Raw genomic sequence first — 24,268 nt, forward strand, 5'->3', positions numbered from 1 at the left:
CACCCATGCGCGTTTATTACGATCGTGATGCCGACATCAACCTGATCAAGGGCAAGAAGGTCTGCATCGTGGGCTACGGCTCGCAGGGCCACGCCCATGCGCTCAACCTGCGCGATTCCGGCGTCAAGGAGATCATCATCGCGCTCAAGGCCGGCTCGGCCACGCGCAAGAAGGCCGAGGAAGCCGGCTTCAAGGTGATGACCCCGTCGGAGGCCGCCAAGGTCTCGGACATCATGATGATGCTGACCCCGGACGAGCTGCAGGGCGACATCTATCGCGACGAGCTGCACGGCAACATGAAGGAAGGCGCTGCCCTTCTGTTCGCGCACGGCCTCAACGTCCATTTCAACCTGATCGAGCCGCGCAAGGACCTCGACGTGCTGATGGTCGCCCCTAAGGGCCCCGGCCACACCGTCCGTTCCGAGTATCAGCGCGGCGGCGGCGTGCCGACCCTGATCGCGATCCACCAGGACGCGACCGGCAACGCCCATGACCTTGGCCTGTCCTACGCCTCGGCCAATGGCGGTGGCCGCGCCGGCATCATCGAGACGACCTTCAAGGAAGAGTGCGAGACCGATCTCTTCGGCGAGCAGGTCGTGCTCTGCGGCGGCCTGGTCGAGCTGATCAAGGCCGGCTACGAGACGCTGACCGAGGCCGGCTACGCCCCCGAGATGGCCTATTTCGAGTGCCTGCACGAAGTGAAGCTGATCGTCGACCTCATCTATGAGGGCGGCATCGCCAACATGAACTACTCGATCTCGAACACCGCCGAGTTCGGCGAGTACGTCACCGGCCCGCGCATCATCACCGCCGACACCAAGGCCGAGATGAAGCGCGTGCTGACCGACATCCAGTCGGGCAAGTTCACGCGCGACTGGATGCTCGAGAACAAGGTCAACCAGACCTCGTTCAAGGCGACCCGCGCCCGCTACGCCGCCCATCCGATTGAGGAAGTTGGCGCCAAGCTCCGCGACATGATGCCCTGGATCAAGGCCAAGGCGCTGGTCGACAAGACCAAGAACTGAGGATCGATCCGGGACTTTTGTTCCGCGACGGCCCCGCTTCCGCCGGGCCTTTGGGATCAAGGCAGAGGCCCTGGTCGACAAGGCGAAGAACCGAGGCCTTTCACACCCGTCATGCTCGGGCTTGACCCGAGCATCTCGTGAAGGAAGGGCGCACTTTTCGGCAGAGAATCTCGGTCGCCGCTTCGCGGCGCCCGAGAATGACGTCAAAGGCGCGGACTTCCCGGATTGATTCAAGTCGTTCCGGATCTGATTCCGGAATGACTTGCAACAATCTGATATCAAAGGTTCTTTCTGTTTGCGGGCGGTGGCTGTAAGGCTGCCGCCCGTTTTCTTTCGGGCGCTGGCAGGAACCCTCCTGATGCGCGGGCGTTTCCGTTGCGGTGCCGGTCTTCTGTCCGGCTGAACGCAGGGAGACGGTCATGACGGTCGATACCCGACCCAGAGTGCCGCCGCAGGATGTCGAGCAGCTTCGCGGTGGCGATCCGGTGCCGCCGATGCGCGCCGACGATCATAGCGATGCCAGCCCGGCCGTCGAGACGCCAGTCGAGGCGCGGCAGGGCTTCCTCGGACGGCCGGTTCTGACGGTGCTGATTTCCGGGCTAGTCCTCGCCGTGGTCGCGTGGATCGCGCTCGAAATGTTTGCCTATTGAGATTTGCGTCGGTCGTTCGTGTTTGCCCGCTCATCAGAGGAGGCTGCGATGGAACTTCTGCGAATCCTTGAAACGCCTGCAGTCATCCGTGTGGTGCTGGGGCTGTCGCTGGCGATGATGCTCGCCGTCGTGCTCGGCCTCGCCTGATAAGTCAGCGCGGCCGCGCGGTTCCATTTTCCGCTGTGCCCGAAGCCGATCAGAAGGTGACCTTGTCCTTGATCTCGGCCTCGACATTCGACGGCAGGGTGCCGCGCTTCACCAGATCGGCGAAATCCTTGAATTTCGCCTTGCCGCGTTCCTCGATGATCTTCTTGGAACGGGCCTCGCCGATGCCCTTCAGCGTGTCGAGTTCGGCGGCGGTCGCCGTGTTGATATTGATCTTCTTGGCCTGCGCCGCGGCGGGCTGGGCGGCAGGGGTTGCCGGCTTGGCTGCCGGGGCTGCCTGTGCAGCGGGAGCGGCAGGCGCGGTGACGGGCGCTGCCGGCTTGGCGGAGGGCGCAGGCTGCGTCGCGGTCTGGGCGAAAGCCTGACCGCCCATGGCGGCAAGCGCGACGAGGGGGATCAGGAAACGGGACATCGTCATGGCATGGACCTCACAGGGTCGGCCCGGATCATCGCATCCGCCGGGGGCCGGGTCCCGCCGACGGACGACGCCGGCGGCTCAGGGCCGTTCGGCGTGTCGCGCCGGGCTCGCCGATGAAAGTGGCGTGCCGCGATGCGACGACGCGAATAGGCGCCTTTGGAATTGAACGGCCGCACAATGCCGCGTTCACCGGGCAGTCAGGTTCCCGGCGCCTTCAGCGCGCGAAGAACTCGCTGACCCGCCCGACGCCGTAGAGCAATCCGAAGCCCCAGGCGAAGGAGGCGAGCCAGTTCGCGAGCTGGAACTGCCAGAACGGCATGTTGACGATGCCGGCAACGATCGCGATCACCGCCCTGAGCGGCCCGAAGAAGTGCCCGATCAGGATGCTGGCGATGCCCCATTTCTCGAAGAAGGCGTGGCCGCGATCGAGCAGCTGCGGGTTCTTGGTGAAGGGCCAGTAGTCGTGAACGCGCGGGCCGAGCAGAAGGCCGGCCCAGTACGACACCCAGAAGCCGCTGCCGGCGCCGAGCGAAGCCGCGAGCGCGAGCGGGACGAGATTGAGGCCGGAAGCGCCCGCGACGGCGCCGAAGGTGGTGAAGAACACGGTCGCTGGCACCAGCCAGGACAGGATCGCGACGCATTCGGCGAAGGCGACCATGAAGACGATCGGGATCGCCCATTGCTGGTGGATGCGCATGAACTCCACGAGCGCGTGCATGGCTTGTTCGAGGTCGGCCATGGCGTTCGGTTCAGCTCCCGCAGATCGGTCTTGGCACGGATCGGTTCTGGCATATGGCCGTGGCGGCGGATCGATGCAAGCGACGCGCGGCCGCACCACGCGACGGCGTTGCCTTCGCGGACTGATCGCCTATTAATCTCCGCAACGCAGAACAAGCTGACGGCACCGCCGGGACGGCGGTCGATGGGAAACGGGTTTCATGGAGTTGCAGGATCGCCCGCAGGCGCATGCGGGGGCAGGAGCGATGTCGCCGGATGAGCCGGCCGTTGCGCTCTGCGGCATCGACATCACCTTCCATCTCGCCGATGGAGGCCGCTATCAGGCCGTGAAGGGGATCGACCTCAAGGTCCATCCCGGCGAGTTCGTCTCGATCGTCGGGCCGACCGGCTGCGGCAAGTCCACGCTGCTCAACGCGGCGGCGGGGCTGCTTTCGCCGTCGGCCGGAAAGGTCGGCATCTTCGGCAAGCCGCTTGTGGGTCTCAACCGCCGCGCCGGCTATCTCTTCCAGCAGGACGCGCTGATGCCGTGGAAGACGGCGCTGGACAACGTCAAGGTCGCGCTCGAGCCCATGGGCGTGCCGGAGCGCGAGGCGGACCAGCGGGCGCGCGAATGGCTGGCGCGCGTGGGCTTGCGGACCTTCGTTGATCGCTACCCGCACATGCTCTCGGGCGGGCAGCGCAAGCGCGTCAGCCTCGCCCAGATGCTGATCCGCAATCCCGAGATCCTGCTGATGGACGAGCCCTTCGGTCCACTCGACGCGCAGACCCGCCAGATCATGGGCAATCTCCTGCTCGATCTCTGGTCGCGCGACCGCAAGGCGCTGATGTTCGTTACGCACGATCTCGAAGAGGCGATCGCGCTGTCCGACCGTGTCGTGGTGATGTCGGCCGGGCCGGCGGCGGGGATCGTCGCGGATTACAAGGTCGACCTGCCGCGCCCGCGCGACATCGCAGACATCAGGCTGGAGAAGGCCTTCCACGAGATCCATCGCGATATCTGGACCTCGCTGCGCGTCGAGGTGCAGAAGGCCTATGCGATGGGCGAGGGGCGCGAGCTGGTCGGGGGAGACGCATCATGAAGCGCGTGAAGCTCCTTTCGCTCCAGGTGCTGGTGATGCTGGCCTTCCTGCTGATCTGGCATGTGGTGACCACGACGAGCCTGTTCGGCGACGTCAAAACGATCCAGTTCTTCTTCTCGACGCCGGTCGCGGTGCTGACGCGTACCTTCAAGCAACTCACCAGCGCCGACATCTACTGGCATCTCGGCATCACGCTGACCGAGACGGTGCTAGCCTTCGTCATCGGCTCGCTCGCGGGCATCCTGTTCGGCTTCACCTTTGCGCGGCGCGAGCTGCTCTCGGCGGTGTTCGACCCCTACATCAAGGCGGCGAACGCCCTGCCGCGCGTCGTGCTGGCGCCGATCTTCGCGCTCTGGTTCGGGCTCGGCATCTGGTCGAAGGTGGCGCTCGGCTTCACGCTCGTCTTCTTCATCGTGTTCTTCAACGTCTACCAGGGCGTGCGAGAGGTCTCGCCGACGATCCTGGCCAATGCGCGCATGCTCGGCATGAACGAGCGCCAGCTCTTCAAGCATGTCTACTGGCCGTCGGCGCTGACCTGGATGTTCTCCTCGCTGCATACCTCGGTCGGCTTCGCGCTGGTCGGCGCGGTCGTGGGCGAATATCTCGGCTCGTCCGCCGGGCTCGGCTACAAGATCCACGAGGCCGAGAGCGTCTTCGACGTCACCGGCGTCTTCTCGGGCATGCTGATCCTGGCGATCTTCGTCATCGCCATCGACGCGCTGGTGACGCTGGTCGAGAAGCGGCTGCTGGTCTGGCGTCCCGGGCAGAGCTCGACGACGACGGCCTGACGCGACGGAGGCGGGACGGAAACGGTGGCTTCCGCAACGTCAGTTCGCTAGGGTCGCATCATCACGCGCGGGTGGGGAGGTTCCGGTGGCCGAAACGATCAGGATGGGTGGGCTGCTGCTGGAGTTCCTGTACGACAAGGATGAGACCGAGGGCAGCATCGACGTCTTTCGGATGACCGTGGCTCCGAAGGTGAAGGTCCCGGTGCCCCACTATCATGAGAGCTGGGACGAGACGGTCTATGGTCTCGACGGGACCTTGACGTTCACGATCGACGGCCGGGATGTCGCTCTTCAACAGGGGCAGTCGGCCTTCATCCGGCGCGGCGTGGTCCACGGCTTCCGGAACGACAGCGACGAGGCGGCGAGCTGCCTCTGCATCCTGTCGCCCGGCGTGCTCGGGCCCGGCTATTTTCGCGAGATCGCCGGCTTGCTGGGCGCTGGCGGTCCGCCCGATCCTGTCGCGGTGAAGGAGCTCATGCTTCGCCACGGCCTCGTTCCCGCAGTGCCGGCGGGCTGAGCGACGGACCGTTGTAGCCCTGCAGGGCGAAGCGACGGGCAACCCGTCGCTTCGCTGTAGCCTTCCCGCCTGTGGCTGGCCTAGCGCTTGGTCACGACGACTTCCAGATAGGCACTCGGTAGAACCATCGTGCTGTCCCCGGAGATATTGAGCCGACCGATCAGGGCGAGCAGGTCCTGCTCGAGCTCGCGGCCCTTGTCCTCGGGAAGGTTCGCGAAGGTCTTCTGCACCGGGCCATACCAGGTGCGGAACACCGAGAGCCAATGGGCTGGCGAGCGATAGCGGAAGGTGAAGTGGCGTTCGTTCCAGGACGGCGAACCGGCGCCGAACAGCTCCTTGAGGCGCTCGGCCGTGCCCCAGAGCGCCGGCGACCGGACACCCGGCGCGGGCGGGACGTATTTGCCGATTGTCTTGAAGACCTGGCCGATGAAGCTCTCGGGCGTCCAGTTCGCCAGCCCGATCCGTCCGCCGGGCCGGCAGACCCGCATCATCTCCGAGGCGGCGCGCTCCTGATCGGGCGTGAACATGACGCCGAAGGTCGAGAGCACGACGTCGAAGCTGGCATCGGCGAAGGGCAGGGCCTCCGCGTCGGCCGGCTGGAAAGTCACGTCGAGGCCCTCGGCCTTGGCACGGGCGCGGCCCCGTTCCAGCAAGGCGGGGACATAGTCGGTCGAGGTGACGTCGCCCCAGCGGCGGGCGGCGGCCAATGTCGCGTTGCCGTTGCCGGCGGCGACGTCGAGAACGCGTTCGCCGCTGCGCAGATCGACGGCCTCGCACAGATTCTCGCCGACGATCTGGAGGGTCGTGCCGATGACGGCGTAATCGCCCGATGCCCAGGTCGATTGCTGGCGGGCCTTGACTGCGGCGAGATCGGGCGTCGCTGCGGCGGGCGGGGGAGTCATCGTGAGTGTCTCATCCATGGTTCTGCCTCATGCGCTGTCATGTGGTGGGAAGCCATCGACGCCGGCTGTGCCGGCCTGCCGAAAGGCGTCGTCGCGAAGGACGGTCCGTCAGCGCGCAGGATGATGCCAACGGAGATGCCGATCAGCGGGATTGATCGTGCGACAGGAGGCCGGGCGGCCATAGTGTAGTTTCTGTAGCGATCCCGATACAGAAACTGGAGCGCTGTGGTTCGCGCTCAGGCCGCGGCGAAGGAACTGCGCACCATCCAGTGCTCGATGGACGCTGCCAGGCGTGTGTCGCCGGTCAGCGAAATTCGTTCCTGCTCGATTTCCTTCTTCAGGCTGGAATGGCCCATCCATGCCGCGGTCAACGCCTCGAGCTTGGCGGTGACGAAGAGATCGACGTCGTAGCCCGGATCGGTCGAGCAGAGGTCGACGGGCGTGCCCGGCTTCACGATCAGCCAGAAGTTCCGGTCGGCGGCGCAAAGCTCGGGATAGATGAACTGGATCACCGTGCGCCTGGCGAGCGGCAGCGCACTGATGTCGATCTTGCGCCGCATGTTCCACATCAGCAGGCGGGCGTCGAGGTTGTCGAGCGTCACCTCGGCATCGATGTGGCGATGCGCCCAGTTCCCCAGAGCCTTGATGATCGGCCCGAGCTCTTCGGCGAGAGGCGTCGTCCTGTAATGAATCTCGCCCGTGGCCGGATGCTCCGAGCGGACGATCAGCCCGCGCTCCTCCATCTCCTTCAGGCGTCGCGACATCAGTGTCGGCGACATGCCGGGGACGCCCCGGCCGATCTCGTTGAAGCGCGTCGAGCCCGCCAGCATCTCGCTCAGAAGCAGGAGCGTCCAGCGCGGCTCTATGACCTCGCAGGCCTTGGCGACCGGGCAGAACTGGTTGTAGCCCTTCTGTGACATCAGGGCGTCCTCCAGCCTTCATGATGCCGATGTCCGCGCCCGCGATCCAGTCCAGATAGTGTAGTGCGCGATGCCGGCGATCTGGCGGCCGAAACGCAACAAGCAATCCGGGTTTACCGGCGCATCTCGGTGAGGGCTCGCTGCAAGGGGGCGGGCGAGACCTGGATCGGCCCTTCGAAGGGGACATCCATGTCCACGATCAGATAGATCGCTCCGCCAATCAGGGCCGCGGCAGCGACGAAACCCGTCACGACCACGGCGTTCCGCGGCGCCCGGAATCCAAAGATCGCGAAGATCAGAACCAGCCAGGCGACGACCATCAGCATCAGCGGCCGTGGCAGGGAGCCCTCGGCCTGTTCCACCAGACTCCAGCGCAACTCCAGCACCTTGCGGTACTGTTCGCGCATGTCGTTCCAGATCGAGAGCTGAGGATCGCGGTTCGGTTCGAGGGTGCGCAGGCCGGTTCCGACATCCTCGATCATTCGCTCGGAGGTCTTGTCCGAAAGCCCGCCTTCGGCAGTCCAGTGGCCATTCGCGGCGCGCTCGGCATAGACGAGAAGCTTCTGGCGGGTTTCGCCGGCTTCCGGGCCATAGAGGAACAGCATCCGGTCGAGCAGGATCAACTCGGTGGCGTAGCTGTGAACGTCCTGGTTGACCCCATCGAACCTGCTCTTCGCCGAAGTGATCATCAGGCCCAGGACGAGGGAGGTCATCACGACGAAGATGTTGGCGATGAGATGCAGGACCTTCTGCGTGTCGTCCAACCGCTGATGCTCCGGGAGACGCTGGTAGGAGAACAGCGCGCCCAGCGAAGCCGCGGTCAGGCAGAAGAAGACGAAAATCGCGATGCGCACTTCGTTCACGGGCGGCCCTCGCCTTGCCGTTGCAGCAGGTAGACATGCGTGGACAGGCCGGGAGGCTCCGGCCTCGTCGCCGGTGCGGGATTGTTGCTCCCGCGCTTCAATCTAGCCTATGTTCCCGGGGAATGCGCGCCCGTCAGAAGCGCCAGCAGGATCCAAACCGGAGGAATGTCCATGCTCTTGTCCCGCCGCGGCGCGCTGGCCGCGCTCGCTCTTTCGACCGCGCTCGGCGCGGCGTCCCATGCCGTCGCCCAGAACGCCGAGAAGCCCAAGCTGACGCTCGGCGTCGGCGGCAAGCAACTGCTCTACTATCTTCCGCTCACCATCGCGGAGAAGAAGGGTTTCTTCAAGGATCAGGGCCTCGACGTCGAGATCAACGATTTCGGCGGCGGCGCGAAGTCGCTGCAGGCCCTCGTCGGCGGCTCGGTCGATGTCGTGACCGGCGCCTATGAGCACACCATCCGCATGCAGGCCAAGGGGCAGGACATCCGGGCGGTGATCGAGCTCGGCCGCTTCCCGGCGATCACCATCGCCGTGCGCAAGGACCTCGCCGACAAGGTCAAGTCGGCAGCGGACTTCAAGGGCCTCAAGATCGGCGTGACGGCGCCGGGCTCCTCCACCGCGCTGACCGCGCAATACGCCATGGTCAAGGCCGGGCTGAAGGCGACGGACGCGGCGATCATCGGCGTCGGCGCCGGCGCGAGCGCGGTCGCCGCGATCAAGCAGAAGCAGGTCGACGTGATCTCGCATCTCGACCCGGTCACCTCGAAGCTCGAAGCCGACGGCGATATCGTCTCGCTGATCGACACGCGCACCGAGGCCGGCACCAAGGCTCTGTTCGGCGGCGCCAACCCGGCGGCCGTGCTCTATCTCAAGAACGACTTCGCCGAGAAGAACCCGGTGACGACGCAGAAGCTGGTCAACGCGCTGATGAAGTCGCTGAAGTGGCTGGAGACGGCGAAGCCCGAGGATGTCGCGGCACTGGTGCCGGAAGAGTATCTGCTCGGCGACAAGCCGCTCTACCTCCAGGCGGTGAAGAACTCGCAGGAGAGCTATTCGCGGACCGGCATCTCCACGCTTGACGGCATGAAGAGCATGTACGATTCGCTGAAGCTGCTCGATCCCGAGCTGACCAACTCCAATGTCGACCTGTCGAAGACCTTCATCGACACCTTCGCCAAGAAGGCGGCTTCCGGCTCCTGACGTCCTGCACCCGGGATGGATCGCCATGCGTCCTTTCGGACGCGGCGTGACGATCCATCCTTTTGCCTAGGCATCGGACCGTGATTTGACGTCGCGCACGATCCGCGCTCGGTGCATGTTGTGCGGATTCGCGCTGGGGGTGTCGCTTGAACGGCGAAACGGCTTTTCTGGATGGCGGTGGCGATATGGCCGCCGCCATCCGTGCTTATGATTGGGAGGCGACACCGCTCGGGCCGCTCGGCGACTGGCCGGCTGCGCTGAAGACGGCCGTCAGCATGATGGTCAACTCGCGCTTCCCCAAATGCCTCGCCTGGGGCGCCGAGCTGATCACCATCCACAACGATGCCTTCCGCTCGATTCTCGGCAACAAGCCATCGGCGCTCGGGCAACCCTTCCGGGAGGTCTGGCTGGAGGTTTGGGACGAGATCAGCCCGATCGTGTCCAAGGCTCTCGCCGGCGAGGCGACCTTCATCGAGGACTTCCCGCTCACCATCAATCGCTATGATCATCCCGAGGAGGTCTGGTTCACCTTCTGCTACAGCCCGATCCGCGACGAGGCCGGGAGGGTTCTCGGCATGATGGATACGGTGATCGAGACGACGGGCAAGATGCAGGCCGAGCGCAACGGCCGCCTGCTCAATGCGGAACTCGCTCACCGCATGAAGAACACGCTGGCGATGATCGCCGCGATCGCCAGCCAGACCTTCCGTTCCGCCGAGACGCTCAAGGAGGCGCAATCGATCCTGAGCGAGCGCATCGCGACGCTTGGGGAAGCGCATTCGATCCTGACACAGTCGAGCTGGAGCAGCGCCCCGATCCGCGCGGTGGTCGAAGGGGCGCTGGCGCCGCATCGCGCCGGCCTCGGCACGATCCGAATCGGCGGGCCGCCGCTGCAGCTGCCGGCGGATCAGGCGATGACGCTGGCGCTTGCCGTCAACGAGCTCGCGACCAATGCTATGAAGTACGGCGCGCTGTCGGTCGAAGCCGGCGAAGTCGCGATCGGCTGGTCGACCGGACGCCCGCAGAGCGAGGATGCCTTCCGGTTCGAATGGACCGAGAGCGGCGGGCCTCTCGTCGTCCCACCTCGTCGGGTGGGTTTCGGCTCGCGGCTGGTGGAGCGCGTCATGGCGCAGAAGTTCCATGGCGAGGTCGCGCTGGACTATCAGCCCGAGGGGCTGCGCTACGTGCTGGCCACGACGATGGCGCAGGTCGCGCCGCGGGAATGACCGTTCCGGCACCGCGCTGGACTCGCAGCCGCGGCAGCGCAAGACTGAGGTGCTGACGCAAGGAGAGGCGAGATGACCGAGCGCGCCGCCGTCGAAGCCCTGATTCGCGATGCCTATGCCGCCCGTCACCGCGGCGATCTCGAAGCCCTCATGGACTATATGCATCCTGACTGCAGCTATCGGCTGGCTGGCGGGCCGCAAGCGGCCGCAATTTTCGCGCAGCCGGATGGGCACTCCGCCGTCCGCGAGCAGATGGCCGGGCTGATCGCGACCTATGTCTTCAAAAATATCGAGGAACTGGCGCTGACGGTCGACGGCGACAAGGCGACGCTGCATTGGCGCGCCGATGTCGAATGCAGGCCGACCGGGCGCAGCGGCTCCTTCGAGATCATGGATATCTTCACCATCGCCGACGGCAAGCTGAAGAGCGTGACCCAGTTCACCGACACGGCCGGCGTGGCGCGGCTTTCGAGCGCTTGATGCCGGGCTGATCGCAGCCATCACCGCTTTCGATTTGCGCCACGCGCGGGAGCCGCTAGGTTCGCGGGCCTATCGCGAACGGGGTATCGCTTCGGACCATGAATATTCTCTCGATCCAGTCCCACGTTGCCTTTGGCCATGTGGGCAACGCCTCCGCGACCTTCCCGATGCAGAGGCTCGGCGTCGATGTCTGGCCGATCCATACGGTGCAGTTCTCGAACCACACCGGCTATGGCAGCTGGAAGGGCCGCGTCTTCGACGGCGGCATGATCGACGAGGTGATGGAAGGCATTGCCGAGCGCGGCGTGCTGGCCAATTGCGACGGCGTGATCTCCGGCTATATGGGCTCGGCCGATATCGGCCATGCGATCCTCTCCGCGGTCGAAAAGGTGCGGGCCGCCAATCCCAAGGCGCTCTATTGCTGCGACCCGGTGATCGGCGATGTCGGCCGCGGCGTCTTCGTCCGGCCGGGCATCCCCGAATTCATGCGCGAGCAGGCTGTGCCGGCCGCCGATATCGTGACGCCCAACCAGTTCGAGCTCGAGCTGCTGACCGATATCGAGATCAAGACCCTCGCCGACGCGCACCGCGCCGTGGAGGCGCTGCGCGATGCCGGGCCCAAGGTGGTGATGGTGACCTCGCTGGTGACCGAGGAGACGCCGGGCGATTCCATCGACCTGATGGCGGCGGACGCCACCGGCAGCTGGCGGGTGCGGACGCCGAAGCTCGACGTCAGCGTCAATGGCGCGGGCGATGCCATCGCGGCGCTGTTCTTCACCCATTACCTGCGCGAGGAATCAGCCGCTTCGGCGCTCTGGAAGGCTTCGTCCTCGATCTACGGGTTGCTGAAGCGCACCAAGGAGGCGGGCTCGCGCGAGATCCTGACCGTGGCGGCGCAGGACGAGTTCGTCACGCCCTCGCAGGTCTTCGAACCGGAAGCGATTTGACGCTCGTGGCCGGTCCTTTCACCAGCCCTCATCCTGAGGAGCCGCGAAGCGGCGTCTCGAAGGATGGTCCAGATGTTTCCGGAGCCTCCTGGAGCATCCTTCGAGACGCGCCTTGCGGCGCTCCTCAGGATGAGGGCTTCGGGGAGGATGGCTGGCGGTGGGGAGGGGCGTCGCGATGAAGCTGCGCGTCGGCACCTTCAACGTCGAGAACCTACTGACCCGCCACCGCTTCGAACCGGGCGGGCGCACCGAGACGGCGGCCGCGATGTCGCTGTTCCATTTCCCGCGCGCCGACGAGCGCGACGCGGTGGAGCGCTCGCTCGCGGTGGCGCTGGAAGACGACAAACGCCAGATGACGGCGCTCGCCATCGCCGAGGCGCAGGCCGATCTGTGGATGCTACAGGAGGTCGATTCGCTGGCGAGCCTGCAGGCCTTCTTCGCCAACTACGTCCACCGCATCGCCGACCACCGCTACGGCCATTTCACGCTGATCGACGGCAACGACCGGCGCAACATCGATATCGGCTTCGCGGCGCGGCGCGATCTCTTGGGGCAGGTCACGGTTCGCTCGCACAAGGAGCTGACCTTTGCAGAGGCCGGCGTGCATGACCGCGAGCTCGCCATGCTCGGCATCGGCCCGCATGGCAAGGTCTTCGCGCGCGACTGCCTGGAGGTCGAACTGACCCTCGACGGACGGCGGCTCAGCCTGTTCGGCTGCCACTTCAAGTCGATGAACAATGGCCGCGAGGATGGGCGGGAGATGACGCTGCCCGTGCGCCGGGCCGAGGCGCGGGCGGTCAAATGGCTGGTTCAGCAACGCTTCGGCGGTGGCTGGCGCGAGGCGAACTGGATCGTGCTCGGCGATCTCAACGGCTACCGCCACGGGCTTGGCCCGCGCTCCGAAGTGGTCGACGAAGGCGACAGCGGCATCGAGCCATTGCTCGACGATTTCGCCGTCGAGCCGATGGAGACGCTGCCGTTGCACGAGCGCTGGACGCATTTCCGGCGCTACTGGTCCGAGAACCAGGAGAGGCTGATCGACAGCCATATGCCGCTCGACCACATCCTGCTCTCGCCTTCGCTGGCGGCGGCCAATCCGACACCGCCGATGCAGATGATCCGGCGCGGCCTGCCGTACCGCGTGCCGCTCGATCCGCGCGAGCCGGACCGCTCGATGGCGCGGCTGGCGACGTGCGCCGATCGCTATCCGCGCGTCGGCTGGGACCGGCCGAAGGCGTCCGACCATTGCCCGCTCACGAGCGATCTCGAAATCCCGGCAGGATGACCCGATGAAACGCCGCTTCGTCACGCTCGACGTCTTCACCACGCGCCGCCATACCGGCAATCCGCTGGCGGTGGTGCTCCAGTCGGAGGGGCTCGACACCGAGGCGATGCAGGCCATCGCCAGGGAGTTCAACCTGTCCGAGACGGTCTTCGTCTCGCCTCCCGAAAAGCCCGGGCATCGCGCTTTAGTGCGCATCTTCACGCCGGGCGGCGAATTGCCGTTCGCTGGCCATCCGACGGTCGGCACGGCTGTCTGGCTCGCGCTCACCGACGATGCCGAAGGGCGGCCCGCCGAACTGCTGGTGCTGGAGGAGAAGGTCGGTCCAGTCTCTTGCGCCGTGGAGGTCAAAGGCAGCCATGCCGGGCACGCCGTCTTCACCTTGCCGCGCCTGCCGGAGCGGGTGGGAGAGGCGGCTGCGGCGGAGGTGCTGGCCGCGGCGCTCGGCCTCGATGCCAGCGAGATCGGCTTCGAGAACCATGCTCCGGCGGTCTATTCGGCAGGCGTGTCCTTCCACTTCGTTCCGGTGGCGACACGCGATGCCATCGGCCGTGCACGCCCCGATCTTGCGCGCTGGCAGGCGGCATTCGGGGCAGGCGGGGCTTATCTCTACGGCCGCGAGACGGCGGAGACCGGGCACGACTTCCATGTCCGCATGTTCTGGCCGGGAACGGGCATCGGCGAGGACCCTGCCACGGGTGGCGCCGCCGCCGCCTTCGCCGGCGCGATCATGGCCTATGACAAGCCGGCCGATGGCGACCATCGCCTCGTCATCGAGCAGGGCTACGAGATGGGGCGGCCATCGCAGATCACGCTGGAACTGAGCGTGCGGGACGGCGCGCTGGTTTCGGCCCGCATCGGCGGCTCGGCCATCGTCGTCAGCGAGGGCGTGCTTCTGTGAGTGACGGCGTCGAGAACGGCACGATCGTCCGGCTGACCGGCGTCGATGCCCGCGTCGAGCCCTATGACTGGGCCTATGCACGCGAGAACGCCGAGGCGATCGAAGCGCATTGGGCGAAGATCAGCGCCGGAAAGCCGGCGATGTTCAACGGGCGCATCATGCTGCAGCATCGTGCAGCGATCCGCGACGGTGTGTTTGAGGCCGGTTATTTCGAGACCGATTATGCCGCCTTCATGAGCTGGCGCGATGCGGGCCATCCGGGCGCCGTCATCCGCAACGGCTTCGCCATGGCGGCGCTGAGGGCCAAGGACGGCGCCTTCCTCTGCGGCAAGATGGGCGATCACACCGCCAATGCCGGCAAGGTCTATTTCGCCGCCGGCACGCCCGACCGCGAGGATGTCCGCCCCGACCGTACGCTCGACCTCGCCGGCAGCGTCACGCGGGAACTCGGCGAGGAAACAGGCTTAAGCGTCGAGGAGCTCAGCGTCGGCGGCGGTTGGACCGCGGTGATCGAGCACGGGCGCATCGCCTTCATGCGCGAGGTCGCGATCGATTTGCCGGCGAGCGAGGCGCGGGCGCTGATGATCGAGCGGATGAAGGACCTCGAGGAGGAGGAACTCGCCGACATCGTGATCGTCCGCAGCCTGCCCGAGACTGAAAAGCTCGACATGCCGCCCTTCATGCGCCGCTATCTCGCGCATATCTTCGATGGCGAGTGATCCACCCGGCTTTTCGAAAGCGATATGATGAACTCTGCCGAGACCGCCTATCCCGAAGCCCTGCCTCTGCCGGCTGAGAACCCCTTCGCCACGCGCTGGGAGACGCCGTTCCGGTTGCCGCCCTTCGGCGCGATCAGGCCCGAGCATATCCGCCCGGCCTTCGACGCGGCGCTCGCCAAGCACAAGGGCGAGATCGCGGCGATCGTTGCGGACAAGGCCGCGCCCGATTTCGCCAACAGCATCGAGGCACTGGAGCGGGCAGGGCGGGCACTCAGCCGCGTCGGCGGCGTGTTCTACAACCTGACCGGTGCCGACACGAACGAGGCGCTGCAGGCGATCGAGCGCGAGATGTCGCCGATCACCTCGCGGCACTGGTCGGCGATCATGATGGATGAAGGGCTGTTTGCTCGCGTCGATGCGGTCTTCGCCGGACAGGACAAGCTTGGACTCGATGCCGAGCAGGCGCGGCTGCTGGAGCGGACCTACAAGGGCTTCATCCGCTCGGGCGCGAAGCTCGGCGCGGACGACAAGAAGCGTCTCGCCACCATCAACGAGCGGCTGGCGGGGCTCGGCACGCAGTTCAGCCAGAACGTGCTGAAGGACGAATCCTCCTATGCGCTCTTCATCGAAGACGAGGCGGGCTTGGCCGGGCTGCCGGAGTTCGTCAAGGCTGCGATGGCGCGCGCGGCGGCCGACCGCGGCAAGCCCGGCCAGCATGCGGTGACGCTGTCGCGCTCGATCATCGAGCCGTTCCTGACCTTCTCGACCCGCCGCGACCTGCGCGAGGAAGCCTTCATCGCCTGGAGCAAGCGCGGCGAGAATGGCGGCGAGAGCGACAACCGCGCCATCGTCGCCGAGATGGTGAAGCTGCGCGCCGAGAAGGCGAAGCTTCTGGGCTATGCGACTTTCGCGCATTTCAAGCTCGACGATGCCATGGCCAAGACACCGGAGCATGTGCGCGGGCTGCTGGAATTGGTCTGGAAGCCGGCCAAGGCGCGGGCGGCGCGCGAGGCTGCCGATCTTGCGGCGCTCGCTCAGGACGAGGGCGAGAACGGGCCGATCCGCCCCTGGGACTGGCGCCACTATGCCGAGAAGGTCCGGCAGAAGACCTATGCGCTCGATGAGGCCGTGCTGAAGCCCTATCTGCAGCTTGATCGTATCCGGCAGGCGGCGTTCGATGTCGCCGGCAAGCTCTTCGGGCTCACCTTTGCGGAACGGCCGGAACTTGCCGGTTATCACCCGGATGTGCGCATCTTCGAGGTGACGGAAGCGGCGAGCGGCCGGCATATCGGGCTGTTCATCGGCGACTATTTCGCCCGCTCCTCGAAGCGCTCGGGCGCCTGGATGAGCGCCTTCCGCGGCCAGCGCAAACTTGATGGCGAGACCCGGCCGATCATCGTCAATGTCTGCAATTTCGCCAAGCCGGCCGAGGGCAAGCCCGCGCTGCTCTCGATCGACGACGCGCGCACACTCTTCCACGAGTTCGGCCACGCTCTGCACGGTCTGCTCTCGGATGTGACCTATGGCTCGCTCGCCGGCACGGCGGTGGCGCGCGACTTTGTGGAGCTGCCGTCGCAGCTCTACGAGCACTGGTTCCTGACGCGCGATGTGATGCGGCAATATTGCCTGCATGCCGAGACGGGCGAGCCGATCCCGGAAGCGCTGATCGAAAAGATCGAGAAGGCCCAGACGTTCAATCAAGGCTTCTCCACCGTGGAGTACACCTCCTCTGCGCTGGTCGATCTCGCCTTCCATTCGCTGGAGGCGCCGGCCGAGGTCGATCCGCTTGCCTTCGAGGCGGCGGAGCTGAAGCGCATCGGCATGCCCGACGAGATCACCATGCGCCACCGCACGCCGCACTTCACCCATGTCTTCTCGGGCGACGGCTATTCGGCGGGGTATTACAGCTATCTCTGGTCCGAGGTGATGGACGCCGACGCCTTCAACGCCTTTACCGAGACCGGCGACGTGTTCTCAGCCGAGGTGGCGGAGAAACTGAAGCGCTACATCTATTCGGCCGGCGACACCCGCGACGCGGCAGAGGCTTACACGCTCTTCCGCGGCCGGCTGCCGACGCCGGATGCGCTGCTCGAAAAGCGGGGGCTGGCCGCGTAGGCCAGGGCGTCATTCTCGGGCGAAGCAAAGCTTCGACCCGAGAATCTCGTGACGAGAAGGCGGTGGTTTACGAGATGCTCGGGTCAAGCCCGAGCATGACGCGCAAAGTTCAGCCCGGATAGCCGAACCTCGTCTTCGTCGCCCGGATCTGGCTGATCGCACCCGCGTCGTTGCCGGCCGAGCAGGTCGAGCGGGCACGGGAGATCTCTCCGCTGACGCGGTCATGCACGCTTTTGGTCGTGTGGCCGGTGGCGAGATCGTTGTCCATCACGGCCTGGAAGCGCTCGACCTCGCCGGAGCAGCCGGTGCCCGAGGGCATGCGGAAGGTGCTTGGCGTCACGCCGGGCGCGGCCTGCTCAGGCCGCGGGGCAGGGGGCGCGCTGACCGTCGAGGTCTGGCAGGCAGACAGCAGCAGCGCCGCGAAGGCCGCGGCGAGGATCGGTGTGGCGCGCATCGGGGAGGCTCCGTATCTTCGAGCCGGAACCATGACCGATTCCATCCCGCGGGCAAAGGCGTCCCGCATGGGCCGGGGGGTTAGCCCCGATCCGGCATGAAGAGGGCGACGACGGTGAAGAAGCCGGCCCCCGCCGCCGCCAACCAGATTGCGTCGAGGCCGATCCGGCTATGCGCGGCGGCTCCAACGACAGCACCGCTGAGCAAGCCGAGCCAGAGCGCGAAATGGCGCAGGAAGGCGAGCTTCGGCCCGCCGAGCAGGGCGCCGGCGAGGCGCTGGCCCATCTTCACCAGCGTGCCGGTCATGTAGGTCAGGCCGATCGTGACCTCGCCGTCGCGCTGGAAGACTGAATTCTCCGCGCCCATCGCCAGGGCGAGAACGCCGGCTGCGGCTGTGCCGAATCCGATGGTGTCGAGACCGGCCGCGAGGATCAGCACGAGCGTGACGAAGGCGAGCACCGCCGCCTCGCGCTGCCTCTTGCCGAAATGGCTGACCAGCGAGCCGCAGACGACGCCGAGGACGAAGAGGCCGAGGATCGTCGCGGCCAGGACGATGCCACCCGCATGCCGCCCGGCCAACTCGATGCCGAGGCGCGTGGTGTTGCCGGTCATGAAGGAGACGAAGAATCCGCCGAGGCTGAGGAAGCCGAGAGCATCGACAAAGCCGGCGAGCCCGGAGAGGCAGAAGGCGAGCCCCATGTCAGGGCGGTCGTAACGCATCATCGGCGCGTGACTCCGAGTGTTTTCAGCCTGGCCGTCGCGGAGCGCGATTGGCGGCCGAATCGCGCGCTGCGATGATAATCCACAGATGGCGACCGTCGTTATTTCGCGACGCATGAGACATATGCTTGCGCTTCGCCCGCGCTTTCGGTTACATCCTGTCCCGTCGATTTGAGGAACGCCCGTGGTTTCGACCGCCCGCCATGACCTGACGAAGGACTGCGCCGCTGCGCAGCTCGTCGGCATGCGCGCTTGCGCTCCCCTCGCTCGTGCTCCGTTCTCGCTTCTTGGCCTTCTTCTCCTTAGCTGCCCCTGAGGGCCGGCCGGGCATGCTGCCTGGGCGCTCAGGGGAGTGACGAGAACCGCCGACAGCAAACCCAGCGCCCGCCTTTTCCGATCTCGCGGCGCACCGACACCGGAAGCAGACCATGACCAATCCGACCCAGACGGGCTCCGCCAAAGACCGCGTATTGATCTTCGACACCACCTTGCGCGACGGCGAGCAGTGCCCCGGCGCCACCATGACCTTCGAGGAGAAGCTGGAGGTTGCCGAAGCCCTCGACATCATGGGCGTCGACATCATCGAGGCCGGTTTCCCGATCGCCTCGGAGGGCGATTTCGAGGCCGTGTCCGAGATCGCCCGCCGCACCAAGCGCGCGACGATCGCCGGCCTTGCCCGCGCCGTCAGCATCGATATCGCGCGGGCCGGTGAAGCCGTGCGCCATGCCGTGAAGCCGCGCATCCACACCTTCGTCTCGACCTCGCCGATCCATCTGGAGCACCAGATGCGCAAGAGCCAGGAGCAGGTGCTGGAGATCATCACCGCCACCGTGACGCAGGCCCGCAACCTGGTCGAGGATGTCGAGTGGTCGGCGATGGACGCCACGCGCACGCCGATCGACTATCTCTGCCGCGCGGTCGAAGCCGCGATCAAGGCGGGTGCGACGACGATCAACCTGCCCGACACGGTCGGCTACGCCACGCCGGACGAATATCGCTTCATGTTCAAGTCGATCCGCGAGCGCGTGCCCAACGCCGACAAGGCGATCTTCTCGGTGCATTGCCACAATGATCTAGGCTTGGCCGTCGCCAATTCCCTGGCCGGCATCGAGGGCGGCGCGCGTCAGGTCGAATGCACGATCAACGGCATCGGCGAGCGGGCCGGCAACGCCTCGCTGGAAGAAGTCGTGATGGCGCTGAAGGTGCGCGGCGACGTCCTGCCCTATGAGACCGGCATCGATGCGTCGCATCTGATGCGCGTGTCCAAGGCGGTATCCACCGCCTGCTCCTTCCCGGTGCAGTACAACAAGGCGATCGTCGGCCGGAACGCCTTCGCCCATGAGAGCGGCATCCATCAGGACGGCATGCTGAAGAACCAGTCCACCTACGAGATCATGACGCCGGAATCGGTTGGCGTGACCAAGACCTCGCTGGTGATGGGCAAGCATTCCGGCCGCGCCGCCTTCCGCTCCAAGCTGAAGGAGATGGGCTACGATCTGGGCGACAACCAGCTCGAGGACGCCTTCACCCGCTTCAAGGCGCTGGCCGACCGCAAGAAGCACGTCTACGACGAGGATATCGAGGCGCTGGTCGACGAGAACATCGCCACCGCCCATGACCGCATCAAGCTGGAATCGCTGACCGTGATCGCCGGCACGCGCGGCCCGCAGCGCGCGACGATGAAGCTCAATGTCGACGGCCGCTTCGTCACCGAGGAGGCCGAGGGCAACGGGCCGATCGATGCCGTCTTCAACGCGATCAAGGCGATCGTGCCGCATGAGGTGGCGCTGGAGCTCTACGACGTCCATGCCGTGACCGAGGGCACCGACGCCCAGGCCGAGGTGACGGTACGGCTCGCGCGCGACGGCTCCTCCGTCACCGGGCGCGGTGCCGATCCCGATACGCTGGTGGCCTCGGCCAAGGCCTATCTGGCCGCGCTCAACAAGCTGATCGCGCGGGGCGGGCGCCTGCACGCGCAGGCGGCGGAGTAAGAGCCACCCGCCGTCATTCTCGGGCGGCGCATCGCGCCGACCCGAGAATCTCCGGACGCGAAGGCGCCGGAGCCTCGTTCGGCACGAGATGCTCGGGTCAAGCCCGAGCATGACGCTTTCGTCCCCTGATTCCGGTGGATGACGCCGCCGCGATCTGGCGCTGGCCGGCATCTTGCCCTCATCTGCTCTTCCGGTGCGGTCGCTCCCCCGGCGGCCCTGGGGAGCGATATGATGGGCTATTTTCCGAACTGGACCCTGAAGACTTCCGGCGCGGTGATGCCGGACGAGCGGCTGCCGACCGGGCAGACGGTCGTTGCCGGGATGCAGCACGTCGTCGCGATGTTCGGCTCGACGGTGCTCGCGCCGGTGCTGATGGGCTTCGACCCGAACGTCGCGATCTTCTTCTCGGGCATCGCGACTCTGCTGTTCTTCGTCATCACGCGCGGGCAGCTGCCGAGCTATCTCGGCTCCTCCTTCGCCTTCATCGGCGTCGTCATCGCGGCGACCGGCTATGCCGGCTCCGGCCCCAATCCGAATATCGGCGTGGCGCTCGGCGGCATCATCGCCTGCGGCGCGGTCTATGCGGTGATCGGGCTGATCGTGCAGGGCGTCGGCACGGCCTGGATCGAGAAGCTGCTGCCGCCGGTGGTCACCGGTGCGGTCGTGGCCGCGATCGGCCTCAACCTGACCTCGGTCGCGATCAGCATGATCTCGGCCAGCCCGTACACAAAGTGGATCGCGCTGTTCACGGTGGTCTCGGTGGCGCTGGTCGCTGTCTATGGGCGCGGGCTGCCGCAGCGCCTGCCCATCCTCATCGGTGGGCTCGCGGCCTATATCCTTTATGCGATCTCGGCGGCCAGCTTCGGTGCGCCGCCGATCGACTTCGGCAAGGTCGGCGCCGCTGCCTGGTTCGGCCTGCCGCAATTCGTGGCGCCGGTCTTCGAGATGAAGGCGATCACCCTGATCGTGCCGGTCGCAATCATCCTGGTCGCGGAGAATCTCGGCCACATCAAGGGCATCTCGGTGATGACCGGGCGCAGCTTCGACCACCTGATCGGCCGCGGCTTCTTTGCCGACGGTCTCGGCACCATGATCGCCGGCTCGGGCGGCGGCACGGGCGTCACGACCTATGCCGAGAACATGGGCGTGATGGCGGTGACGCGGGTTTATTCGACACTGGTCTTCGTCGCGGCCGGCATCATCGCCCTGCTGCTCGGTTTCTCGCCGAAGTTCGGCGCGGTGATCGGCACGATCCCCGTCGCGGTGCTCGGTGGCCTTGCGGTCGTGGTGTTCGGCCTGATCGCCGCGACGGCCGGCCGGATCTGGGTCGAGAACAGGGTCGACTTCTCCGAGCCGAAGAACCTCATCACGGTCGCGACCGCGCTGATCCTCGGCGCGGGCGATCTCAAGCTGCCGATCTTCGGCTATGAGCTCGGCGGCATCGGCACCGCGACCTTCGGCGCGATCGTGCTCTATCACCTGCTGAACCGCCGCGCGGCCTGACCATCCACAGGCTCGCCCGTGTTTTCGGGCGAGCCTTGAAAAAACTGTCATGGACGGGTGGACAGGGGGCAGGGCCTTTGCTACACGCCCCCTGCCTGACGCGGTCCACGCCGCCGAACGGCGGCGCTTCGTGGCGTATGGGTGATTAGCTCAGTTGGTAGAGCAGCTGACTCTTAATCAGCGGGTCGTAGGTTCGAGCCCTACATCACCCACCACGGTTTTCCTGAAAATCTCCGGATCGTACTTTCGCTGAGGCGAGCGGCTGGCGCCTGGGGCGCAGCAGCCCGGTCGTGGCCTGTTGCCGTTACCGGCCGACGCGGCATCTTCGCCGGCTTCGCGGCTGTGCTATCGTTGGCCCCCAATTAAAGGCGGAGCGAGCAGCAGCGTGGCGGAACTCGAACTGCTTCTTCGGCTGCTTGCCGGGCTCGCGGCGGGCGTGGCGGTCGGCTGGCAGCGGACTGTCCAGCGCAAGAGCGCCGGCATCCGGACCTTCGGCCTGGTCGGGCTAGGGACTGCGGTGGCTGCAAGCCTGTTCAGCGAGGCGCTGCATCCCGATGCGGCGAGCCGCGTGGTGCAGGGCGTGCTGACCGGCGTCGGCTTTCTCGGCGCCGGGCTGATCATCCGCCGCAACGACGACATGATGCCTCACGGCCTGACCACGGCGGCGGCGGTCTGGGTCACGGCTGCGCTGGGATGTGCCGCCGGGCTGGGGCACTGGCTCGTCACGCTTGCCGCCACGGTGCTGGCCCTCGTCCTGCTCGCGCTCGATCACTCGCTGGAGAGCTGGATCCAGGCGCGGCATCCGCTGCCGAAAGACGAAAAACGAGGTGCGGACCAGCGGGAGTAGCCCTGCCTGCTTCGATCGGGCGGAGCCTTTCGGCGACTGCGGCGTTGCTGTCCTGAAAGGGCAGTTTCCGCATGATGCAATTCAATCGCAGCCTAGAAGCCGGCCCCGGCAATACGCCGGCCGTGCCGAACCCACCGCCAGAGGTGCCGCCGCTGACACCCGGCAACGTGCCGCCGGCCCCGCCGGTCGAATCGCCGCCGGACGAGGAGCCGCAGGGCATCCCGACCGAGCCACCACCGGAACTGCCGCCGAACGCACCGCCGGAGGCGCCCCCGGCGACGCCGATCGACCTGCCGCCGGGACGCGACCCGCGCCAGCCGCAGGAGTGAGCCTCAGACGGGCGGCGTGCTTCCCGCGCCGATGTCCCAGTAGAGCCCGGCCATTGCCGTCAGCGCCTCGCGGGCGATGGCGACGGGGAGGTGTTCGTCCGGCGCATGCTGCGAGCAGCCTGGATAGGAGTGCGGCACCCAGATCGTGCGCAGCTTCAGGATCTCGGCGAAGATGTCGTTGGGCAGGGAGCCGCCGAGATTGGGCAGGAGCGCGGGCTTCTTGCCGGTGCTCTCGGCAATCGAAGCGATCGTGAAGGCGACCCACGGATCGTCCGGATCGAGCCGTGTCGCGCCGAAGCGCTCGGTGCCGGGCATGATGATCTCTACCATCGGGAAACCGTGGCGATCGAGATGGCGCCGCAGCGCCGGCGCGACGTCGCGCGGGTCGATGCCGACGACGAAGCGCAGCGCGACGCGGGCCCAGGCGCTCGGCGGCACCGCATTGACCGGCGTTTCCGGCACGCCCGACTTCATCGCCAGCACATCGAAGGAACACCAGCCGAAGACCTGCTCGGCGGGCGAGAGGCCGGGCTCGCCCCAGTTCGGATCGATGGTCGGGCCGTCCGGTCCGCCGTCGATCTCGCAATCGGCGACGGCGCGACGCACGGCCGGTGGCAGCTCCTTCGGAACCCATTCGTGGATGCGGATCTGGCCGGTCGGCGAGGTGATCGAGGCGATGGCGTGGGCGAGCTGGATGGCGGGATCGGAGAGAATGCCGCCCCAGTTGCCGGAGTGATGGCCACCCTCGCGCGCGGTGATCTGCAGATCGAAGGTGATGACGCCGCGGGCGCCGAGAAAGACCGTCGGCCGCTCGGCGTTGAGGCGCGGGCCGTCGGAGGCGATCAGCACGTCGGCCCTGAGCAGCTCCGCCTGTTCCTCGCAAAGCTCGCGCAGGCCGGGCGAGCCCGATTCCTCGCCCATCTCGATCAGGTACTTGGCGTTGAAGCCGAGCTTGCCGCGCGTTTCCAGCACGGCGCGGAGCGCGCTCAGATTGATCAGGTGCTGGCCCTTGTTGTCGACGACGCCGCGGCCGTACCAGCGGCCGTCACGCTCGGTCAGCGCCCAGGGCGAGAGGCCTTCGCTCCATTGCGCGTCGAGGCCGCGGATCACGTCGCCATGGCCATAGCCGAGGATGGTCGGCAGGGCTGCATCCTCGATACGCTCGGCGTAGAGGAAGGGGCCCTTGGCCTTGGCATGGGTCAGGACGCGGCAGGTGAAGCCGAGCGATTCCAGCAGTGGGCGCATCTCGGTGTCGAGATATTGCGAGAGCACCGGGGCGCGATCGGGATTCTGGCTTTCGGTCGGCATCGCGATAAGGCGGGCAAGATCGCTCTTGAGCCGGCCTGAATCGAAACAATCCTGTGCTTTCGCGATCGCCTGCGCGCGGGTCATCTGTCTGGGTCTCCCGGATTCGAGGCCGGCACAGTGCCGGTGGACGCCGTGGCGCGCCAGTGCCAAGAGAGCGGAACGGGCATGGCGTGCCCGATGAA

26 protein-coding genes and 1 tRNA gene are annotated in these 24,268 nt (G+C 66.4%); 18 read left to right on the plus strand and 9 right to left on the minus strand.

Annotated features, from left to right (window positions below):
• The first annotated feature begins 5 nt into the window (after positions 1 to 5).
• Positions 6 to 1,025: a ketol-acid reductoisomerase gene (gene ilvC, locus AC2FAN_RS17920; protein WP_485175785.1), complete on the plus strand. Its 1,020-nt coding sequence runs from the start codon at positions 6 to 8 to the stop codon at positions 1,023 to 1,025.
• A 109-nt stretch (positions 1,026 to 1,134) separates the two neighbouring features.
• On the opposite strand, the gene AC2FAN_RS17925 is transcribed toward ilvC, so the two are convergent.
• Entirely contained in the window at positions 1,135 to 1,446 is a 312-nt protein-coding gene (locus AC2FAN_RS17925; RefSeq protein ID WP_485175786.1) for a hypothetical protein, read from the minus strand.
• Here AC2FAN_RS17925 and AC2FAN_RS17930 point away from each other — a divergent pair.
• The gene (locus AC2FAN_RS17930; RefSeq protein WP_485175787.1) at positions 1,445 to 1,675 is read left to right on the plus strand and encodes a hypothetical protein; all 231 of its coding nucleotides are present in this window, start codon (positions 1,445 to 1,447) and stop codon (positions 1,673 to 1,675) included. The two genes, AC2FAN_RS17925 and AC2FAN_RS17930, sit on opposite strands and share 2 nt — an antisense overlap.
• Positions 1,676 to 1,871: 196 nt before the next feature.
• On the opposite strand, the gene AC2FAN_RS17935 is transcribed toward AC2FAN_RS17930, so the two are convergent.
• Together AC2FAN_RS17935 and AC2FAN_RS17940 are read right to left on the minus strand one after the other, a co-directional pair.
• The gene (locus tag AC2FAN_RS17935; RefSeq protein ID WP_485175788.1) at positions 1,872 to 2,258 is read right to left on the minus strand and encodes a ComEA family DNA-binding protein; all 387 of its coding nucleotides are present in this window, start codon (positions 2,256 to 2,258) and stop codon (positions 1,872 to 1,874) included.
• 214 nt (positions 2,259 to 2,472) lie between these two features.
• Complete coding sequence (locus tag AC2FAN_RS17940) at positions 2,473 to 2,997, minus strand: DedA family protein (RefSeq protein WP_265054094.1); 525 nt, start codon at positions 2,995 to 2,997, stop codon at positions 2,473 to 2,475.
• A gap of 244 nt (positions 2,998 to 3,241) precedes the next feature.
• Between AC2FAN_RS17940 and AC2FAN_RS17945 the strand changes: the two genes are divergently transcribed.
• The 3 genes from AC2FAN_RS17945 to AC2FAN_RS17955 all read left to right on the plus strand — a co-directional run bounded on the left by AC2FAN_RS17945 (position 3,242) and on the right by AC2FAN_RS17955 (position 5,380).
• Positions 3,242 to 4,075, plus strand: a complete 834-nt coding sequence (locus AC2FAN_RS17945) for an ABC transporter ATP-binding protein (RefSeq protein ID WP_485175935.1) — start codon at positions 3,242 to 3,244, stop codon at positions 4,073 to 4,075.
• Positions 4,072 to 4,863, plus strand: a complete 792-nt coding sequence (locus tag AC2FAN_RS17950; protein WP_265054092.1) for an ABC transporter permease — start codon at positions 4,072 to 4,074, stop codon at positions 4,861 to 4,863. The genes AC2FAN_RS17945 and AC2FAN_RS17950 overlap by 4 nt, the downstream gene beginning before the upstream one ends.
• A gap of 85 nt (positions 4,864 to 4,948) precedes the next feature.
• Positions 4,949 to 5,380: a cupin domain-containing protein gene (locus tag AC2FAN_RS17955; RefSeq protein WP_485175789.1), complete on the plus strand. Its 432-nt coding sequence runs from the start codon at positions 4,949 to 4,951 to the stop codon at positions 5,378 to 5,380.
• 80 nt (positions 5,381 to 5,460) lie between these two features.
• On the opposite strand, the gene AC2FAN_RS17960 is transcribed toward AC2FAN_RS17955, so the two are convergent.
• The 3 genes from AC2FAN_RS17960 to AC2FAN_RS17970 form a co-directional block, all read right to left on the minus strand.
• On the minus strand, positions 5,461 to 6,300 hold the full coding sequence (locus tag AC2FAN_RS17960; protein WP_476804842.1) for a class I SAM-dependent methyltransferase: 840 nt from the start codon (positions 6,298 to 6,300) through the stop codon (positions 5,461 to 5,463).
• Between the two features lie 218 nt (positions 6,301 to 6,518).
• A complete protein-coding gene (locus tag AC2FAN_RS17965) occupies positions 6,519 to 7,202 on the minus strand; it encodes a winged helix-turn-helix transcriptional regulator (protein ID WP_476804841.1) in 684 nt (227 codons plus the stop codon).
• 113 nt (positions 7,203 to 7,315) lie between these two features.
• Positions 7,316 to 8,065, minus strand: a complete 750-nt coding sequence (locus AC2FAN_RS17970; protein WP_476804840.1) for a bestrophin-like domain — start codon at positions 8,063 to 8,065, stop codon at positions 7,316 to 7,318.
• A 171-nt stretch (positions 8,066 to 8,236) separates the two neighbouring features.
• Here AC2FAN_RS17970 and AC2FAN_RS17975 point away from each other — a divergent pair, with 171 nt between their 5' ends.
• From AC2FAN_RS17975 to AC2FAN_RS18010, 8 genes are all read left to right on the plus strand, one after another.
• Positions 8,237 to 9,265, plus strand: coding sequence for an ABC transporter substrate-binding protein (locus tag AC2FAN_RS17975; RefSeq protein ID WP_485175790.1), 1,029 nt, complete (start codon positions 8,237 to 8,239; stop codon positions 9,263 to 9,265).
• Positions 9,266 to 9,450: 185 nt separating this feature from the next.
• A complete protein-coding gene (locus AC2FAN_RS17980) occupies positions 9,451 to 10,491 on the plus strand; it encodes a sensor histidine kinase (RefSeq protein WP_485175791.1) in 1,041 nt (346 codons plus the stop codon).
• A gap of 72 nt (positions 10,492 to 10,563) precedes the next feature.
• Positions 10,564 to 10,971, plus strand: a complete 408-nt coding sequence (locus tag AC2FAN_RS17985; protein WP_485175792.1) for a nuclear transport factor 2 family protein — start codon at positions 10,564 to 10,566, stop codon at positions 10,969 to 10,971.
• A 98-nt stretch (positions 10,972 to 11,069) separates the two neighbouring features.
• Positions 11,070 to 11,918, plus strand: a complete 849-nt coding sequence (gene pdxY, locus AC2FAN_RS17990) for a pyridoxal kinase PdxY (RefSeq protein WP_485175793.1) — start codon at positions 11,070 to 11,072, stop codon at positions 11,916 to 11,918.
• A gap of 175 nt (positions 11,919 to 12,093) precedes the next feature.
• A complete protein-coding gene (locus AC2FAN_RS17995) occupies positions 12,094 to 13,203 on the plus strand; it encodes an endonuclease/exonuclease/phosphatase family protein (RefSeq protein WP_485175794.1) in 1,110 nt (369 codons plus the stop codon).
• A gap of 4 nt (positions 13,204 to 13,207) precedes the next feature.
• Positions 13,208 to 14,101: a PhzF family phenazine biosynthesis protein gene (locus AC2FAN_RS18000; protein ID WP_485175795.1), complete on the plus strand. Its 894-nt coding sequence runs from the start codon at positions 13,208 to 13,210 to the stop codon at positions 14,099 to 14,101.
• Entirely contained in the window at positions 14,098 to 14,820 is a 723-nt protein-coding gene (locus AC2FAN_RS18005; RefSeq protein ID WP_485175796.1) for an NUDIX hydrolase, read from the plus strand. The genes AC2FAN_RS18000 and AC2FAN_RS18005 overlap by 4 nt, the downstream gene beginning before the upstream one ends.
• A 27-nt stretch (positions 14,821 to 14,847) precedes the next feature.
• Positions 14,848 to 16,935 carry a M3 family metallopeptidase gene (locus AC2FAN_RS18010; protein ID WP_485175936.1) on the plus strand — a complete coding sequence of 696 codons (2,088 nt, stop codon included), beginning with the start codon at positions 14,848 to 14,850 and terminating at the stop codon, positions 16,933 to 16,935.
• A 109-nt stretch (positions 16,936 to 17,044) separates the two neighbouring features.
• Here the strand turns inward: AC2FAN_RS18010 and AC2FAN_RS18015 are convergent, their stop codons facing one another.
• Complete coding sequence (locus tag AC2FAN_RS18015; RefSeq protein ID WP_265054058.1) at positions 17,045 to 17,389, minus strand: hypothetical protein; 345 nt, start codon at positions 17,387 to 17,389, stop codon at positions 17,045 to 17,047.
• Between the two features lie 80 nt (positions 17,390 to 17,469).
• On the minus strand, positions 17,470 to 18,111 hold the full coding sequence (locus tag AC2FAN_RS18020) for a YoaK family protein (RefSeq protein WP_485175797.1): 642 nt from the start codon (positions 18,109 to 18,111) through the stop codon (positions 17,470 to 17,472).
• A gap of 425 nt (positions 18,112 to 18,536) precedes the next feature.
• Here AC2FAN_RS18020 and AC2FAN_RS18025 point away from each other — a divergent pair, with 425 nt between their 5' ends.
• The 5 genes from AC2FAN_RS18025 to AC2FAN_RS18045 all read left to right on the plus strand — a co-directional run bounded on the left by AC2FAN_RS18025 (position 18,537) and on the right by AC2FAN_RS18045 (position 22,778).
• Positions 18,537 to 20,099, plus strand: a complete 1,563-nt coding sequence (locus AC2FAN_RS18025) for a 2-isopropylmalate synthase (RefSeq protein WP_265054056.1) — start codon at positions 18,537 to 18,539, stop codon at positions 20,097 to 20,099.
• A gap of 231 nt (positions 20,100 to 20,330) precedes the next feature.
• Positions 20,331 to 21,602, plus strand: a complete 1,272-nt coding sequence (locus AC2FAN_RS18030) for a solute carrier family 23 protein (protein ID WP_265054055.1) — start codon at positions 20,331 to 20,333, stop codon at positions 21,600 to 21,602.
• 139 nt (positions 21,603 to 21,741) lie between these two features.
• Positions 21,742 to 21,817 (plus strand) — tRNA-Lys (locus AC2FAN_RS18035).
• Positions 21,818 to 21,987: 170 nt separating this feature from the next.
• Positions 21,988 to 22,449, plus strand: coding sequence for an MgtC/SapB family protein (locus tag AC2FAN_RS18040; protein ID WP_265054054.1), 462 nt, complete (start codon positions 21,988 to 21,990; stop codon positions 22,447 to 22,449).
• A gap of 71 nt (positions 22,450 to 22,520) precedes the next feature.
• Positions 22,521 to 22,778 (plus strand): hypothetical protein, encoded by a 258-nt coding sequence (locus AC2FAN_RS18045; protein WP_485175798.1) that lies wholly within the window; start codon positions 22,521 to 22,523, stop codon positions 22,776 to 22,778.
• A gap of 3 nt (positions 22,779 to 22,781) precedes the next feature.
• Here AC2FAN_RS18045 and AC2FAN_RS18050 read toward each other — a convergent pair whose 3' ends face one another.
• The gene (locus AC2FAN_RS18050) at positions 22,782 to 24,170 is read right to left on the minus strand and encodes a M20 family metallopeptidase (RefSeq protein WP_485175799.1); all 1,389 of its coding nucleotides are present in this window, start codon (positions 24,168 to 24,170) and stop codon (positions 22,782 to 22,784) included.
• Positions 24,171 to 24,268 lie beyond the last annotated feature (98 nt).

The sequence above is a fragment of the Allobosea sp. RIT-PG3_2 genome (assembly GCF_057321085.1).

Coding starts and splice junctions, on each gene's coding strand:
- ilvC (WP_485175785.1), top strand. CDS start 6: ATGCGCGTTTATTACGATCGTGATGCCGACATCAACCTGATCAAGGGC.
- AC2FAN_RS17930 (WP_485175787.1), top strand. CDS start 1,445: ATGACGGTCGATACCCGACCCAGAGTGCCGCCGCAGGATGTCGAGCAG.
- AC2FAN_RS17925 (WP_485175786.1), bottom strand. CDS start 1,446: ATGACCGTCTCCCTGCGTTCAGCCGGACAGAAGACCGGCACCGCAACG.
- AC2FAN_RS17935 (WP_485175788.1), bottom strand. CDS start 2,258: ATGACGATGTCCCGTTTCCTGATCCCCCTCGTCGCGCTTGCCGCCATG.
- AC2FAN_RS17940 (WP_265054094.1), bottom strand. CDS start 2,997: ATGGCCGACCTCGAACAAGCCATGCACGCGCTCGTGGAGTTCATGCGC.
- AC2FAN_RS17945 (WP_485175935.1), top strand. CDS start 3,242: ATGTCGCCGGATGAGCCGGCCGTTGCGCTCTGCGGCATCGACATCACC.
- AC2FAN_RS17950 (WP_265054092.1), top strand. CDS start 4,072: ATGAAGCGCGTGAAGCTCCTTTCGCTCCAGGTGCTGGTGATGCTGGCC.
- AC2FAN_RS17960 (WP_476804842.1), bottom strand. CDS start 6,300: ATGGATGAGACACTCACGATGACTCCCCCGCCCGCCGCAGCGACGCCC.
- AC2FAN_RS17965 (WP_476804841.1), bottom strand. CDS start 7,202: ATGTCACAGAAGGGCTACAACCAGTTCTGCCCGGTCGCCAAGGCCTGC.
- AC2FAN_RS17975 (WP_485175790.1), top strand. CDS start 8,237: ATGCTCTTGTCCCGCCGCGGCGCGCTGGCCGCGCTCGCTCTTTCGACC.
- AC2FAN_RS17980 (WP_485175791.1), top strand. CDS start 9,451: ATGGCCGCCGCCATCCGTGCTTATGATTGGGAGGCGACACCGCTCGGG.
- AC2FAN_RS17985 (WP_485175792.1), top strand. CDS start 10,564: ATGACCGAGCGCGCCGCCGTCGAAGCCCTGATTCGCGATGCCTATGCC.
- pdxY (WP_485175793.1), top strand. CDS start 11,070: ATGAATATTCTCTCGATCCAGTCCCACGTTGCCTTTGGCCATGTGGGC.
- AC2FAN_RS17995 (WP_485175794.1), top strand. CDS start 12,094: ATGAAGCTGCGCGTCGGCACCTTCAACGTCGAGAACCTACTGACCCGC.
- AC2FAN_RS18000 (WP_485175795.1), top strand. CDS start 13,208: ATGAAACGCCGCTTCGTCACGCTCGACGTCTTCACCACGCGCCGCCAT.
- AC2FAN_RS18010 (WP_485175936.1), top strand. CDS start 14,848: ATGAACTCTGCCGAGACCGCCTATCCCGAAGCCCTGCCTCTGCCGGCT.
- AC2FAN_RS18015 (WP_265054058.1), bottom strand. CDS start 17,389: ATGCGCGCCACACCGATCCTCGCCGCGGCCTTCGCGGCGCTGCTGCTG.
- AC2FAN_RS18020 (WP_485175797.1), bottom strand. CDS start 18,111: ATGATGCGTTACGACCGCCCTGACATGGGGCTCGCCTTCTGCCTCTCC.
- AC2FAN_RS18025 (WP_265054056.1), top strand. CDS start 18,537: ATGACCAATCCGACCCAGACGGGCTCCGCCAAAGACCGCGTATTGATC.
- AC2FAN_RS18030 (WP_265054055.1), top strand. CDS start 20,331: ATGGGCTATTTTCCGAACTGGACCCTGAAGACTTCCGGCGCGGTGATG.
- AC2FAN_RS18045 (WP_485175798.1), top strand. CDS start 22,521: ATGATGCAATTCAATCGCAGCCTAGAAGCCGGCCCCGGCAATACGCCG.
- AC2FAN_RS18050 (WP_485175799.1), bottom strand. CDS start 24,170: ATGACCCGCGCGCAGGCGATCGCGAAAGCACAGGATTGTTTCGATTCA.